Source organism: Adlercreutzia shanghongiae (assembly GCF_035830635.1).
GTDB classification, from domain to species: Bacteria; Actinomycetota; Coriobacteriia; order Coriobacteriales; family Eggerthellaceae; genus Adlercreutzia; species Adlercreutzia shanghongiae.
In genome coordinates, this window is sequence record NZ_JAYMFI010000017.1 from 93,038 (window position 1) to 109,240 (window position 16,203).

Sequence of the window (16,203 nt, forward strand, 5' to 3'; positions counted from 1 at the left end):
ATGCTTTTTTCATCAGATACTCCTTGGCGCTAGCGTGTCTTGTACGTCAGGGGGTCGAAGTAGTAGTTCTTGCTGCCGATTCTATGCCAGCCGGCATAGGCTTTGCCCGTCTTCGGGTCGAAGTAGCTTCGCTTTTTGTCGTTATTCCACGTCAACCAGCCCGTGTGCATCTGGGACTGGCCGTTGAAGTAGTAGAACGACCCGCCGATCTTCTGGCCGCAGCGCAGGCTCCTGCCGTTCGCCGGGCTGAAGTAGTAGGTCTTGCCTCCTATCTTCTGGAAGCCCGTGCGGGCGCGCCCGCTGGCGTCGAAGTAGCTCTTCGTCTTGTCGTTGTTCCAGGTGACCCATCCCGTCTGCATTTGGGATTGCCCGTTGAAGTAGTACCAGTGGCCGCCGATTTTCTGGCTCCAGCGCAGGCTCCTGCCGGTGGAGGGGTTGAAGTAATAGGTCTTGCCGCCGATCCTCTGGAACCCGGTGCGGGCGCGGCCGCTGGCGTCGAAGTAGCTCTTCGTCTTGTCGTTGTTCCAGGTGACCCATCCCGTCTGCATTTGGGATTGCCCGTTGAAGTAGTACCAGTAGCCGCTGATTTTCTGGCTCCAACGCAGGCTTCTGCCGCTCGCCGGGCTGAAATAGTAGCGCTTCCCGCTTATGGTCTGCCAGCCCGTGCGGGCGCGGCCATTGGAATCGAAGTAGCTCTTGGTGCCATCGTTGTTCCAGGCTATCCACCCCTTCTGCATTACGCCCGAACCGTTGAAGTAGTACCAGTAACCATCGATTCTCTGGGACCATTTCACCGGTTGACCGTTGGCTCCGTAATAATAGGTTTTACCGCCAATCGTTTTCCAAACATTTCGGTCCACCTTGACGATGCTGAAGTTTGCAGTCTTCGAGCCCGAGAAATTCCCCTTGCCCGTAACAGTAATCTTCGCCGTTCCAGCATTGACGTTGTTGCCGTAGCTCACCGTGTAGTCGGTGCCCGAGACCAGTGGCACGCCCTGCCAGGTGACCTTGGGCTGAGGCGTAACGGCTTTTCCCGTGTACTCTTGGGAGCCTATAGCCTGGATTTGCGCGGTGGAGATGTTGGCGGGGTTGACTTTGAACGACCCTTTTGCGGTCCCTTGATAAGCGCCCACTCCCTCGATAGTCACGGTGTAGGTTCCCGCATTTTTCACCGTTGACGGCGAGATTGTGGCTCGATAGTCTCTCCCCTGCACGAGCGTAGCCCCACCAAGCACAACTGATACGGTGGGCGCCAGCGCTTTGCCCGTATAGGTCATCGTAGACGCCGTCACCTTGGCCGCCGCGAGGCTCGCCGGAGGCTCTTCTTCCGGAGCGTCCGGAACGACGGGCTCCGCCCCCGGATTGGAAGCAGGAAGCGCAGCCTTAACGGCAGCCTCGGCGTTCACGAGGCCCCAGCCGGTCTCGGTGTCTTTGCCAACGACGCTCAAATCCGTCGCCGTACTGCATAGAACGTCCTTCACCTCAGCCGAGGAAAGCTCCGGGTTGGCGGCGCGCACCATGGCGGCCACAGCGGCAACCACGGGACACGCCATCGACGTTCCGTCCAAAACGATATAGCCATCCTCAAGCGTGTCCTCGAGCACGCCCGTGCTGTAAATATTCTCGCCCGGGGCGGCGATATCGCACCACCCCCCGTAATTCGAGAACCACGAGCGCATGTACCCATCCGCCGACTCCCAGGTTTTCCAGCTATAGGTGGTCGAGCTGTTGGAAATTGCCCCTCGCTTCGAGAGACTTATAACGCTCAGCGTCGCATCGCAGGCAGCCGGATAGGCCTTCTGCGATGTCCAGTCGTTGCCCGCCGCGCAAATCTGAACAATGCCCTGATCGTCAAGCTCCTTCGTCTTCTCGTTGAGCACATCGATGACCTGGTCGTTGTCGGTATAGAAACCCAAGCTCATGTTGACGATGTCGCAACCTTTCTCGCGCGCCATCATGAGACCATAGAGAATATCGAGCACTGTTGCCGAGGAGTATTCCGTGCCGTCATCGGCCGTTCCGATGTAAGAGAAAATGTCAATGGCCGTTACGGAAGCAATTTTGTTGGCCAGCGAGGTGCTGCCGCCGCTCGCTACGCCGAGAACGCCGCCGTTGCCCGCCTTGGCGGCAACGATGCCTGCCACATGAGTGCCATGGGTGCTGTAGAAGGGCATCTCGTCGGTGCCGTTCAGGTAGCCGTCTCCGCGAAGCTTCCCATACCCCACCTTGCCATTATCCATATCAATCCAGACGTTCTCGCCACTTCGAGAGAGGTCGAGGGTACCGAGAAGGTCGGGGTGCGTGATAGAGGCGCCGGTATCGAGCACTGCCACCCTCACCGGCTCGTCCACCGCAGCCGACGCGGCCAGCGCGCTCCAGGCCGCAGGAGCCTTAACGGCACTCAAGTACCACTGCTTGCTCGCCATTTCGTCACCCGTCGAAAGCGGCGAGGCACCGATCGCTTGCTCCGAGGCAGCCGGCGCCTCAAAGCTCTCTACGAGATAATTGGGGAAGGCGTATTTCACGGAATCCTCCGCCTTGGCCGCCTCGACAGCGGCGTCGACCGTAATCTCCTCCGCGATTTCAACCACGGCTGCATCGCCGCTCTCGAACGTTGCCGGCTCAAGCTCCTGTTCCGGGCCAAGAACCTCGGCGACTTCGTTCTGCTCGGCTAGCGACGCGTCTTCCTCGTATACGACGACAACCTGCCCGGGCACGTAGCCCAGTTCGACAGCATCGGTCGCGCGCTCCTCGGCAGCCAGCTGCGCCTCCTCAGCATCGACTTGCGCCAAGACGGCATCCGCCTCTGCCCCGTCAGCGTCATCATTGAGCGCATCGTCTGCAGTCTCCGTTGCAGTCTCCGTTGCAGTCTCCGTTGCAGTCTCCGTTGCAGCCTCCGTTGCGGCGCTCGACGCATAATCCGCAGCATTCTCGGCGCTCAGCGCAGCAGAGTCGACGTCTATCCCCGAATCGGTAGCTGAACCATCATCTTCAGGCGACCCATCGCTCATGGGCACCGCATCAACCGAAACCGTGCCCAAAGCCGTCGTCCGACTGAATCCTCCCCCCGTAGGGGAAGCCCACACAACAGTAAACGCGAGCAGCGCCGAAAGGGCCGTCGCGAGCACTTTCCGCCAAAGGCGAAAATCGGCGTTCTTCATGGTTCCCTGCTCTCTATTTCGACGCCCTGCGCAAAAAAGCGGGGCGACTTTCACCTCGTCACCCCGCATTTTACTTTATTTACACCTGTTTGAGAATCGTCAACTAGTACAAAGCCGAAGTCGAAAGCATCCTCCAAGCATACAGGAGACCCGAAGCGAAATGCCACGCGACCAGAATCAACCCGACCGAAACCAAAGGTTTCGAAAGAACCTTGTCTTTGAACGATTGCCGCACAAATAGGGGCAGCAGATACACCCATGAGGCAAACACAGCGCAGTACAGTCCCCAATCGAAATTACCGTGGCCCGCACGCGCTCCCTTTTCGGCTAGAAGCAGAATCTCAAGCAGTCCTACTGCAAGCATTACGCCGAGAAACAGCAGGTCTCTTTTCTTCTCCCCTGCATTTTTCCAGCACGCAATCAAGCCGAACAGAGGGAACGCCAAAAGAAGGAGGATGGACACACCCGCATTCGGAGAGTAACTGCTCCAACCAGAAAAGAGAACTAAGCCAACACCGCCACCATTGTTCGAGCCCTCAACCGGCGGAAGAAAAAAGAGCGTGGCAGCTTGCAGCCCCGCGTAGATAACGGCAGGAGCGAAGGCAAGTGCCATCTTGCCCCAAGGTAGATACTTTTTGCCCATTAACCCCTCAATAGCAGCGAACAAGAGCGCAGCGGGCAACATAACCTGAAAGAAGGAAGGCTTAAGCAACAGGCTTATTAGCATGGCAAACGCGAAAAGCGCAAACTCTTTTGTCGGCGCTCCTTCCTCCAAGCACCCAAAAAACCAATAGACAGCCAGCAAGACAACGGGCTTAACAGCCAAATACGTCGGATTATGCCATACCGTCGGAGACCCTTGCCCGATATAAATGTCGCCGTTAAACCAGGGCAAGTACGCCGCAGTAACAAACAGGCAAACAAGCGTAATGATTGCTATGAGGGAAATCTTCGCCTTCCCCCAACGCCCCAGAAAACGACTAACCACATAGAACGCAACAAAAGCAGCGAGGCCGTTGAACAGCGCACAAGCCACCGCAGCCGCCGTCGACATCGACAGGCCAACGCTCATTCCCGCGGCCATCAGGAGGTGAAACCCGAAATAGGGCACTCGCCTCCAAAAGAAGGCTAAACCGTCAGAAAGCAGAACATCGGGCACCAAGCTTGCATGGCTGTACAAATCAGAATGGGCGTTGGCGGCAATATGCGCGTCTATCAAATAAGTGAGCAACGCGTAACTCGCCGACACAACGAGAGCGCAAAGGATAAACCTTGGATTCCTGCGCGATTCGGCCATTGATGAATTTGAGTTCACAACACTCCCCCGCCCATAGCACACGTCAAATCAAATGCCAGTAGCGTAAATAACAATGCCGATGAGAATAAGTCCCAAAGCAACGGCCTTCTTAGCTGTGATTTTCTCCTTGAAGATGACGACGCCAAAAATCGTTACGTACAAATAGCTCGTCGACTCCAGTACCGGGCCAAACGACAAGGGCACAACACGATAAGCCACAATGCACATTAGCGTCGTGAGGACAAACAGGGTATAAGCAAAGATGACAGGGAAGTTCAAGTACTCCGCAATTTTGGATTCATAAGTTTTTAGCGCGGCCTTCTTGAGAAGAACTTGAGATACTGCGCTGACAAAGGTGCCGAGCAGCAAAATACCCGAATAAAGAATCAGCGAGTTATCCATCGATGACAACCCCTTCCGATCCCACGATATCGGACTCACCGGAAGAGCCCGAACCGGAGCTCTTTGAGCCTGCGTCTTTCTCGGGAAGCTCCGAGTCTGCATGGGAGAAAAGGATAACGCCTGCAATGATGAACAACGCACCTATCACCTTGCCCAGCGTAATGGACTCGCTGAAAAAGAGCGCGCCCCACACGATACCCCAAACGATAGTGACCGCCTTGTTGGAAAACGCCGTAGTCAAGGGCATACGTCGCAGAATCTGCTGCCAACCTATGGCATACAGGCCTAGAAGAGCAATAATCCCCGCATAGAGGCCAACGAACTCCCAGCTCAGAAATGAAACACCCGCCGCAAGCTTGCTCAAAATGCCGCTCGTTGAATACACCATGAGCAGGAGGTGCAATGCGAAAAGCGTCCTTATGCGTGAAGTCATCGCAGCACCCAACCTCTAAGCGGGCAAACGTTCAACATCATGCGAGGGCAGATAGGGCTCAACCTCTTCAAGAGAATCGCCGCTGAATACAAAAAACCCGTAGCGCGAACCGCTGTCAACGATTTCGTGGCCATCGAGGCATATCGGAGTTCGGAGCGCAATACGCTCGGGATTCTGGCTCTCTAGCGCACTCAAGGCCTCCATGTCTTCATCGCCGAACACAAATCGAACAGCCGCACAATGACGCAATCGCTCCCCATCGGTCATCAAGGGTGGCTCCTGCCCCAAAGCAACGTCGATAACGGCATCAACGAAGTCGTAGCCCGTCGACAGCTCTACTAAGTGACTGCCAATGCAGTCACCGCCCATGCGGCTTCCAATCTCGATGATTTTAACGTTACCATCGGCATCCACCTTAACTTCCGAGTGGGAAGCACCATAAGTCACACCGAGGCTATCCAAAGCATGCTCGACGACATCCCTAATTGCTCGCTCGCGACGCTCATCAACGCGAGCAGGCTCAAGATGCCCCAGCTCTATAAACACAGGAGCGCCCGTTGTGAATTTCTCGGTGAGCGCAAGGAACTGATGCTTCCCCTCCCAGGAGATATACTCAACGCTATACTCGTCTCCTTCGGCGAATTCTTCCACCAAAGCCGTCTCGCCAAAGCTCTCCCCAAGCGCTCTCTTTATTGCCTCGGGCAACTGGTCGCCTGTACGCACTTTGGTGATGCCGCGACTCCCCGACCGGTCCGAAGGCTTTACGATAACGGGAAACTCGAGGTCAACACCTTCAAGATCCTCAACACTGCGTACTGCAATGCTTTTCGGAGAAGGGTCTCCTTGCGCTTCGAACGTGCGCCGCATGAGCTCCTTGTTGGTACTGCGCTCTACGCAATCCAGGCTATTGGCCGTCAAGCCCAGGCCGTCTGCCACATAAGCGACCGTGATGTTGGCAAGGTCCGAGGCAATAGTCGCAACGCCATCTATCCCAATTTCTCGACAAGCATCGAGAATCTCTTCCTTGTCCACAATGCTAATCGGATGGAAGAAATCAGCATTCTCCTCACCGATGTCACCGCTTTCCCAAGCGAAAACATGAGTCTTCAAGCCGCGAGCTTTTGCAGCTAGAATAAGGGGGTTCTGGAATTCATTGGCGCCGATAATGGCAATCTTGCGCTTCGCCTCTTTCGGAGCTCCGCAACCCATCCCCATCTCCTTTAAGCCTCACGTTTGCGCGAGTCGACGAGCGCATCCCAACGGCCGCTTTCCAACTCTTCGCGGTAATCGCGCATCATGGTCACGTAATCGGTGAACTCGGGCTCGAAGCCAAAATCGCGCTTGGCTTTTTCCATCGAGTACAGGAAAGACGGCGTGTTGTTGGGCTTGTCGGGGCGGTAGGCAATCTGAGCGCCAGAGCCGTCCCCGAACACTTCGATGACGGCGCGCGCCTGGTCTTCCAAATCAAGCCCAACTCCGCTCGTCATGTTGTAAAGGCCAGAAGTATCAGAAGATGCCAGAGCAAGATAGAACGCTCGGGCCACATCCTTCACGTACACAATATCGCGACTGATATGAGGGTCACCCCAAAGCTCAATGGTTCCGCCCGACTGGGCCTTTTCTATGAACGTCTGAATGCCCGACTTGTAGGGCTTCCCGTTAACGAGGATCGTACCGTGGGGTCCCACGCCATAGACGGGCGGGAACCGGAAGCACGCGCACTGCATCCCATGCTGCTGATTGTAATACTCCATGACGTCGTTGGCGGCGTTCTTGCTGATGACATAGACCGCATGGTCTCCAGTGAACTTGAAGTCGCGAGGCTCATCCTCAGTGATGGGATAGCCCTTTCCCCAAGCACCCGACACATCGGAATAGCTGCAAGTTGAAATCACTTTGCGAATACCATGCTTGCGACACCACTCGATAACGTTGATAAGGCCCACCACGTTCACTTCGAAATATTCGGCAGCGTTTTCAGTGTCATCAAGGTCTGCGGTCGCATTAGCCGGAAGCAAGCCGGCAAGCACAATCACGCCTTCCACACCTTCCGTGGGCAGCTTCTCCAAATCGGCCGGATTGGTCATATCGAAGGAAACGAAACGCGCCCCCATATCCTCCATTTTTGCACCCAGCTGAGTATTGCGCCCTGTAGCCACTACTTCGGTACCCTGAGCCAAGAAATACTCCGTTGTGTACATACCGATAAAACCAGTTGCGCCAATGATGATAACCATGAAACTCCCTTTCGAGACATGCGCGCCATGCGCTTGAATAGCTCTATTATAGCTGGCCCTTCAGCGTTCTCGTATTCAAGATATCCTCGGCGCTCACATCGCCGTTGAGAACTTCGGCAACCACATACAGCGGCCTCCCCTTTGCCTCGTTGAAAATGTTGCCCACGTAAAGGCCAACTACACCAACGGAGGCCAGAACAAGGCCGCCCATGAAGAACACAGCCGCGATGGTACTCGTCCATCCGACAAGCACGTCATCAGGATTGATTGCATGGTTGATGAGCACAACGACAATGTAGACAAATGCCACGAACGCGAAGAAAAAACCGAGGTTGACCGAGAACTTCAAGGGCTTCGTCGACTGCGCCGTAATCAGCTCGAAGGCCATAGCCATCTTCTTTTTGAAGCTGTACGACGACTCTCCCTCAAAGCGCTCGTCACCCTCTAAGTCGATGGCGGTTTGCCGGAACCCCAGCCATTTGATGAACATGGTATAGGCGCGATTCTGCTCGCGCATCGAGCAATAGGCCTGGATTACAAGGCGGCGCGAAATACTGAAATTGCACAGCGAGCTGTCGTAGTTTCCGTCGGTAAAATAGTCGTAGACTTTGTAAAACGACCTCGAGAGCAACTTAGTCAAGCCGGAATCTTTTCGGGCTATTCGTCGGGCGAATACAACGTCATAGCCCTCTTTGGCTTTAGCATAAAGCTGCGGGATGCTCTCCGGACGATCCTGAAGATCGCAGTCCATGACGACGACCCAGTCGCCCCTGCAGATATCCAGCCCCGCGGTAATCGCGCGAATCTGGCCGAAGTTCCTCGACAACCGCACACCAACCACACGCTCATCTAAGGCACACAGGCGCTCGATTTCCTCCCAGGAATTCTGGGGGCAGTTGTCGTTCACCAAGACAATCTCGAACGAGACACCCATACCTTCAAACGTCTCGACAAGACGCCGATGCAGCTCCGGAAGCGCGGCTCGACATCCGTAAACGGGGACGACTACAGAAATGTCCACGATGGCCCCTATCTCAATCATTGGGCAGAGGCGGCATACTTCGCCTCGGTTGCCTCTTTTTCGCTTCGCCACCAAGATTCATTGTCGATATACCATTGTATGGTCTGGCGGAGCCCCTCGTCGAAGTTGGTATGTTCGGGAGACCAGCCGAGATCGCGTCTGAGCTTGGACGAATCGATGGCGTAGCGTCGATCATGACCGGGGCGATCCTTGACCCAGTCAAAATCATCCGCACCCCTTCCCATAACCTCAAGGATGCTTCGCAGCACGTCAATATTGCTCCGCTCGCCATCGGCGCCGATGAGATACGTCTCACCGAGAGCGCCGTTTTCGAGGATCGTCCATACGGCAGAAGAGTGGTCGTCGACATGAATCCAGTCGCGAACATTCCGACCATCACCATACAATTTCGGACGCAGCCCCGAAAGGATATTGGTAATCTGCCGGGGAATGAACTTCTCAATATGCTGGCGCGGACCGTAATTGTTCGAGCAATTCGAAAGCGTCACGGGGACGCCGTAGGTGCGATACCACGCACGGACGAGATGGTCCGACGCTGCCTTGGTCGAACTGTAAGGACTCGACGGGCGATAAGGCGATTCTTCGGTAAACCGCTTTGGGTCATCAAGAGCCAAATCGCCATATACCTCATCAGTCGAAATATGATGGAAGCGCGTGCCATGTTTTCTGGCCGCCTCCAAAAGCGTGAACGTTCCCTGCACGTTCGTCCGCAGAAAGGGACTCGGATCGGCAATGGAATTGTCGTTATGGCTCTCTGCCGCAAAGTGAACGCAGGCGTCGGCCTCGGCGAAAAGGCCGTCCACAAGATCCACGTCGCAGATGTCGCCATGGACGAACCGCATGCGCGCCTCGTCGCACCCCAGCAAATTCTCGCGATTCCCGGCATAGGTTAGGGCGTCAAGCACCGTCACCTGAGTATCGGGCTTATTATCCAATACCCAGTGAACAAAATTGGAGCCAATGAACCCAGCTCCCCCCGTCACAATAATGCTCTTCACGCACGCCCTCACTTTTCCGCGACAAAAGCCGCAAAATTGCATCTCAGCTTCCTTGGTCCTCCAGATGAAGCATCTCTGGATGAACCGATTGTAGCATTAAAGCGCTTCGCAGTTTGTCGCCGCAAGCAGTCGCGGTCTCTCGAAGTCACCTATTTCACAAAACAGGGCAAGCGACGGAAGCCCCAATCGTTATACTATACTTTCGTACAATCAGCATATCTCGCAAAAAACGAGACGCCATTAAAGCCGAAAGACAAGGGAAAACCTTTGCGTAGTCTACCGTTTACACCAATTGCTAAAAGAGCTTGCCATTGCCTGAGCCCAAAAGAGCCGAGAAGCCTAAGGGAATCGCTTTTCGTCGCACTCGCACTCACCATCGTCGTGAATGGCATTCTAATCCTCAATGACAGCTATCGAGGCCCCGATGACGACTTCGGCATCGCGACAGTTCTTTCGGGATACTACCCCGGCAGCGGTCTTTGCCTTTTCACCAATCAGCTCCTCAACAATCTCATTACCACTCTGGGTGCCCTTTTGCCACAGGTTAACGCCTTTCTTATCGTAGAAAGATTGAGCACGATTGTTGCCTATTTTGCCGTTAGCTACTACTCCATGAGACACCTACCCATTCCAGTCGTGGCCGGCCTCCAATCTTTTCTCGTGCTGCTGATAATGCCGGAATGCACCGCGGCAGCAAACTTCACGGTAGTAGCCGCCATGTGCTGCTTTTCTGGAGCAGTTTGCGCCTGCGGCGGCCTAGCTCTCCAGCAGCGCAGCTCCATCGTGGTCGGCTCACTCCTCTTTGTGCTTGGCTTCATGTGGCGAGAAAATGTGGCGCTAATGGCGATTCCCTTCTTCGCCCTATGTCTTGCGTCCGCGATGCTTTATACATCCCGTGAGGACAATTCAAGGGATTATCGCCGGAAATCCGCCCGAAGACTCGTCCTCTGCGTCGTAACCCTTGCTCTCTGTCTGCTAGCACCGATTGCCAGCGACAAAATCGTTTCGCAGGACCCCGAATATATCGCTTGGAGCGACTACAGTAATGCTCGCTCGGGCCTCGTTGATTACCCGGTGAAGCCGTACGACGAGATTGCCCAAGACCTCCAGGCTATCGGTGTTTCAGAAGCGGACTATCAGTGCATGACGCGCTGGCTGACTGCAGACCCCGACGTGCTGTCCGCCGAGAAAATGCAGGCGACACTTGAAATTGCGCGCGCGGATCGCAGCATTAGCCTCATTGATGCAGCCCAGGCAGAAATCAGCTCCATTCTGAGCAAGAAGAGGTTTTTCATTTGCCTTTTCGTGCTAGCCGCAATTAGCATACTCGCAGCCTCGAAGAGGCAATTACCTGTGATTCTATTATCTGTCATAGGGGCATTTGGCGCTTGCGTTCTGCTTCGCTACACAGGCCGATGCCCAACCCGGGTAGAGCACGCTGCTTGGCTGCTGAGCGCAGCCCCCATGATCATTGCAGCGCTTGACCACTACGGTAGCGGACGGGACCACAGCTCCAAAACAATCAGGGCGAAAAGCATTGCGGCCCTTTTGCTAAGCACCACGTCTATCATCGTGTGCATCGTGCTTTTCAGCACGCGATGGCTTCCCTCCATGAACGTAGACCGAATCGACCAGTTCGCAAAGAACAGCGCTCTTGCACAGGAAAGCAGCCTTATCCAGCACTTCTCTTCGGATAAGAGCGTCTATATTTGGGACCCCAACTCCTTCATCTACCCGGAAAGGCAACTTAAATACAAGAATCTGCCACCTGAATCATTTTTCGAATCAAATACGTTTGCGGGCGGATGGACGCAAGGTTCCGGCTTCATGCGCAGACACAACGAAGAGATTGGAGTTCCCAACCCCCTCAAAAGTCTCGTAGACCGTCCCAACACATTTTTCGTGGTAAGGAATTTATCCTTGGCCGACGCTCTTCGAGACTATCTGCGGGAGCACTACGGATCGAGCATAAATTTCGAAATTGCAGACAAGGTAAAGCTCAGCGAGGAATCCGACCTCTACGTTTTGCGTTTCACGAAGTAGTCGGTAGCCGTCGTGAGGTTCGCAAGCCCCGACGGCTACCCGCTCAGCTAAACGCTCAGCGCAACATCAAGCTTCAACACCGAAGTAAGAGACAACAGCTGAAACAACCTTCCCTACTTCTTCCTTCGAAAGACCGTAATAGAGCGGAAGGCGCACGAGACGATCGCTTACCTGAGTCGTCCATTCGTCGTCGCCCCTAAACTCCCCGAAGCGTTCTCCAGCTGGTGCGCTATGTAACGGCACGTAGTGAAAACACGCTTGTATCCCTTGCTCTTTGAGGTGTCCGATAAACTTAGAGCGCTCCTCCAAAGAGGGCAGCAGAAGATAGTACATGTGCGCATTGTGAACTCTGTCTTCGGGAATGACGGGAAGTTCGACAAGCCCTCGCTCTTCCAAAGATTTGAAGGCCTCGTTGTAAGCAGCCCACGTAGCCATACGATTATCGTAGATGGCATCGGCAGCCTGCAGCTGCCCCCACAAATAGGCAGCGTTCATATCGCTCGGCAGATAGCTGGATCCCTTGTCGACCCACGTGTACTTATCCACCTGGCCCCTGAGGAAATTCGAGCGATTCGTCCCCTTCTCGCGGATGATATCCGCGCGATCCGCATAAGCGTCATTGTTTACGAGGATGGCACCGCCTTCTCCCATAGAATAGTTCTTCGTTTCATGGAATGAGTAGCATCCGAAATCTCCGATTGTACCGAGGGGCCTCCCCTTGTAGCTGCTCATAACGCCTTGCGCCGCATCTTCGACAACGAGCAGCCCATACCGACTCGCAATATCCATGATTTCGTCCATGTCGCAGGCCACTCCTGCGTAATGCACTGGCACAATTACCCGCGTTCTATCGGAAATCGCAGCCTCAATGGCCTTCGGGTCGATATTCTTAGTATCCGGCAGGATGTCCACGAAGACCAGCCGCGCGCCCATCATTAGAAAGGCGGTTGCCGTGCTCGAGAACGTAAAGCTGGGAAGAATCACTTCGTCGCCAGGCTTCAAATCGCACAGCATAGCCGCCATCTCGAGCGCACTTGTGCCGCTCGTCGTTAGCAGCGCTTTCTCAGCACCAAACGTGCCTTCCAGCCACGCTTGGCACTTTTTAGTATAGGGCCCGTCACCGCAAATCTTTCGATTCGACTCAACTGCATCGCGCACAAACTCGAGCTCAGTGCCAACATAGGGAGGAATATTGAACGAAATCATCGCGACATCTCCTTAATTTTCGCCGCAGGAGAGCTCACGCTTCTTCTCTCTCCGCGAGAACCATAATACTTCGAACAGAACGAGCAGGACACCGCAAATGGCAGAACACATAAGGCCAAGTGCCTTTCCCGGGGTCTCATAGTGGAATTCTAACTGGTGAGCTTGCCCATCAATTTCGACGCCCATAAATCCTACGTTGGCCTTCGAAATTGCAACCGGCGACCCATCGAGAGTTGCAGTCCAGCCAGACGAGTAAGGAACGGACACGAACACATAGCGCATATCATCAACTTCTGAATTCTTTCCACGACCGACAGCCGCGCCAACTGAAATCGACATGGAGTCATCGCCAAAAGCGATGCTTGCCGTATTGAAAGACTGCAGCTCTTTTAAATTGGCTTCGATGTCGCCTACAGGCTGCATAGCCGCATATAAGTCCTCGAACATGTACACACCGGGAGCGCTAAACGTAATCGTGCACTCATCGAGAGCGTTTTGCGAATAACCGAGATTAACCGCCCAGTCGCTTTTGCCCGAAAAACGGGGATTGGCGCTGGTGACAATATCGAACGTGGTCTCCCTGCCACCATAGCCGCCGTTTGACCAAGAGCCTCTTACCCCAACAACGGAAGACGTACGCGGAGCAAACGACATACCGCCCGATGCGTCCGAGACAGACATCTCCGAATTCTCGGCTAAGGTGCGAAGAGCTCGAGGGGAGGCAGAGATGTAACTAAGACCCTCGAAACAAACATAGCTCTCCGCGTCAGACACGCCACCGAAAGCGAACGCGAGCGAGGCATTCGCCTCTTCGACCACTACTCGATTGGGCTGCAGCGAAGCACCATTTGCCGACTTTAGCTCAAGCTCTCCGACCTCCGACGACAAAGCCAGTCTTTCGCCACGAGCGAAATCTTCCTCTATGACCATTGCGCGAGTAAGGAGCTCTTGCCGTTGAACCATATTAAGGGAATCGTACGTTTGCCGAGAAACAGTCTCATCGTACACAAACGCAATAGGCAAAGGCAGCGAGGACTCATAAAGATCGTACATTTTGCCATTATGAGCTTCGCCAATTTCCCCAACATAGTCATAGCTGTAGGGGACCTCCGCAGCAGCCTCTCGAGAAGCGACATAATATCGTCCCGCCAAGATACCGTCGAGAGCAAGACGCTCTTGAGTTCCGTCAAACATCGTGCTCTTGACATCATCAGCCAAGCCAAGCGATTGCCGAAAATCGTCGACCGCCTGGTTGTAAAAACTCGAGTAGAAATCGATGCCCTTGTATCCGTGCATGTAACTTGCGTTACGCCCATAAGAAGTGTCGGGCCTGTCGACACGATAGGACACGTCAAGTTCCTCTATCGCGCTAGATAGATCAAGCTGCATGCGCGTCCCCAGAACATCACCGGCTTTGTTAAACTCCTCCGCATAGGACGCCCCTCGCGACGACAGATAAAGCCCAGCATGAATCGCGACGTTGGCCAGCATTGCCAATACCAGAAAAATGCACAGTGCTTTTCTGCCGAAAACAGCCGACAATATCCGGCTCTTTGCTCCAGTTGCAGCAAATCTCCTTCGCAAGAACGCCCAAAATGCAGTGCATGCAAAAATCACAACGAGCATCGTAGGCGCCGCAATTGCAGCGAAAGATGGGCGCATAAACGCATAGACGTATGCCCAGGCAGCTAGAACCACCACCCCAAATGCCACGTATGCCCATTGCCTCTTTTCCATAGCCAAAAGTTGGGGCAAAAGCAACGCAACAGCATAAGCAGCACAAAAGCCAAATGCCAGCCCCCAACGATCGGTAGCATAGCCGAATCCGTTCATGAGCGACCCAACAGCTGACAGCAACGAGCCAACCACGCATAGAACAACGCCCCATCGCCAAGCGCGCCTCTCATAGCGATTGACACCCGAGCCGCCCGCAAAAAGCACAACTATCGCCAGTACGGAGACGGCTCCAAGCGCAAAGGAAGTTTGCGACGCGTGGTTTCCGAGTAGCATTGAACTATAACCCTGATAAAAATCAAATGATTGGAAGAATGGCACTTCGCGCGACACACCCACTCGGCCCATGGAGGAGAGTGCCATGAACATGGGGATGGATGAAAAAGCAACAAGGAAAAATGACGCCGCAAGGCTTACGATGAATTTACCAACAAGAACGAAGAAGTCCTTAAAGCAGCGTTCCCGGGGATAAACGAAATAGCCAATCACGCAATAGAAGAAAAGCGTGATGCAGGCCATATAGCCAAAATAGACCGAATACACGAACGGACCTGTCATAGACACAACAAGCAGCAAGGGATTCTTTTTCGCAAAAAGCCTGTCCGCGCCCATAAAAACCAAGGGAAGCAGAATAGCGAAGTCGATAAAGTTGGGGTGTCTTAATACACCCCAAAACAGCACGAAGCCGCACGTTACGTACGCGATAGACCCGCAGAGAGCCTGCGACTTCCCCATACCTCGGCTGAACAGATACAGCGAAAACGTCAAAGCTGCCAGGTAAAAACGCACGAAGATAAGTACGGCGTATACCGCCTCGGCGTTCTCCGGAAACGCGAAAACCGACAAGAGATTCAAAGGCTCATTGAAATTCCCTGATCCGGCCACCAGCTGGTCGGCTCCGAGCCCATAGCTGAACGAATAGGCCGGAACCCCCCCCCGCCCAGAAAGCAGGGCGGCTACACCATCGCGCAGCCATTCTCCCTCCATAAGGAGAAACGGGTAGTACAGCAGACGTCCATCGGTGTTCCAGACTAAAGAGCGGCTATTGACGACCAAAACAAGAATTACTGCAAAGAACGCGATTAGGCAGACACCGAAAAGCACCAGCGAATATTGCAGCTTTCCCTGCACCAACTTCAGTGGACGTGCAAACGCAAAATCATCAGCCTCCGAGACACGCTTACCCTGCATAGGGCGCCCTCCACCGTGCAAGTATAGTATCAAGCAACACGCTGAGACCCTATTCGGGCGACACGGTGAATCTGATGCGGTTTTCCGCAACGCTTTTCAGATGCTGACCATAAGGCGTCTTGGAATGCCTCTCGGCAGCTGCCATGAGAACATCGCGGGTAATCCATCCATTGTTGAATGCGATTTCCTCCAAAGCCGCAATCTGCAGACCTTGGTTCTGCTCGATAGCTTTAACGAATTCCGAAGCACGCGCCAAACTCTCGATGGTGCCCGTATCCAACCATGCAGAACCGCGGTGAAGAATTTGGACGTCGAGGCTCCCATCTTCGAGATACATGCGATTTACGTCAGTGATCTCAAGTTCGCCACGGCCGGAGGGCTGGACTCGTTTCGCGAACTCTACGGCCCGACTATCGTAAAAGTAAAGACCGGTAACAGCATAATTGGACTTCGGGTGTT

General features: G+C 54.2%; 12 protein-coding genes. 1 reads left to right on the forward strand and 11 read right to left on the reverse strand.

Going from position 1 to position 16,203, the window contains the following annotated elements:
• Positions 1-29 precede the first annotated feature (29 nt).
• The 8 genes from VJ923_RS08960 to rfbB form a co-directional block, all read right to left on the reverse strand.
• Positions 30-3,161 (reverse strand): S8 family serine peptidase, encoded by a 3,132-nt coding sequence (locus VJ923_RS08960; protein WP_326440682.1) that lies wholly within the window; start codon positions 3,159-3,161, stop codon positions 30-32.
• Between the two features lie 103 nt (positions 3,162-3,264).
• Positions 3,265-4,476, reverse strand: a complete 1,212-nt coding sequence (locus VJ923_RS08965; RefSeq protein WP_326440684.1) for a hypothetical protein — start codon at positions 4,474-4,476, stop codon at positions 3,265-3,267.
• A gap of 30 nt (positions 4,477-4,506) precedes the next feature.
• Complete coding sequence (locus tag VJ923_RS08970; RefSeq protein WP_326440686.1) at positions 4,507-4,860, reverse strand: DMT family transporter; 354 nt, start codon at positions 4,858-4,860, stop codon at positions 4,507-4,509.
• On the reverse strand, positions 4,853-5,224 hold the full coding sequence (locus VJ923_RS08975; protein ID WP_326440687.1) for a transporter: 372 nt from the start codon (positions 5,222-5,224) through the stop codon (positions 4,853-4,855). The genes VJ923_RS08970 and VJ923_RS08975 overlap by 8 nt, the downstream gene beginning before the upstream one ends.
• A gap of 84 nt (positions 5,225-5,308) precedes the next feature.
• The gene (locus VJ923_RS08980) at positions 5,309-6,502 is read right to left on the reverse strand and encodes an ATP-grasp domain-containing protein (protein WP_326440689.1); all 1,194 of its coding nucleotides are present in this window, start codon (positions 6,500-6,502) and stop codon (positions 5,309-5,311) included.
• Between the two features lie 11 nt (positions 6,503-6,513).
• Entirely contained in the window at positions 6,514-7,530 is a 1,017-nt protein-coding gene (locus VJ923_RS08985) for an NAD-dependent epimerase/dehydratase family protein (RefSeq protein ID WP_326440691.1), read from the reverse strand.
• 46 nt (positions 7,531-7,576) lie between these two features.
• On the reverse strand, positions 7,577-8,551 hold the full coding sequence (locus VJ923_RS08990) for a glycosyltransferase family 2 protein (protein ID WP_326440693.1): 975 nt from the start codon (positions 8,549-8,551) through the stop codon (positions 7,577-7,579).
• 17 nt (positions 8,552-8,568) lie between these two features.
• Positions 8,569-9,570, reverse strand: a complete 1,002-nt coding sequence (rfbB, locus tag VJ923_RS08995) for a dTDP-glucose 4,6-dehydratase (protein ID WP_326440695.1) — start codon at positions 9,568-9,570, stop codon at positions 8,569-8,571.
• Between the two features lie 36 nt (positions 9,571-9,606).
• On the opposite strand from rfbB, the gene VJ923_RS09000 reads away from it, so the two are divergent.
• On the forward strand, positions 9,607-11,613 hold the full coding sequence (locus tag VJ923_RS09000) for a hypothetical protein (protein ID WP_326440697.1): 2,007 nt from the start codon (positions 9,607-9,609) through the stop codon (positions 11,611-11,613).
• Positions 11,614-11,679: 66 nt separating this feature from the next.
• Here the strand turns inward: VJ923_RS09000 and rffA are convergent, their stop codons facing one another.
• The 3 genes from rffA to VJ923_RS09015 all read right to left on the reverse strand — a co-directional run.
• Positions 11,680-12,819 carry a dTDP-4-amino-4,6-dideoxygalactose transaminase gene (gene rffA / locus VJ923_RS09005; protein ID WP_326440699.1) on the reverse strand — a complete coding sequence of 380 codons (1,140 nt, stop codon included), beginning with the start codon at positions 12,817-12,819 and terminating at the stop codon, positions 11,680-11,682.
• A gap of 12 nt (positions 12,820-12,831) precedes the next feature.
• Positions 12,832-15,744 carry a YfhO family protein gene (locus VJ923_RS09010; protein ID WP_326440701.1) on the reverse strand — a complete coding sequence of 971 codons (2,913 nt, stop codon included), beginning with the start codon at positions 15,742-15,744 and terminating at the stop codon, positions 12,832-12,834.
• A 49-nt stretch (positions 15,745-15,793) separates the two neighbouring features.
• Positions 15,794-16,203 (reverse strand): sugar phosphate nucleotidyltransferase (locus VJ923_RS09015; RefSeq protein ID WP_326440703.1); only part of this gene is annotated, 410 nt, incomplete at its 5' end.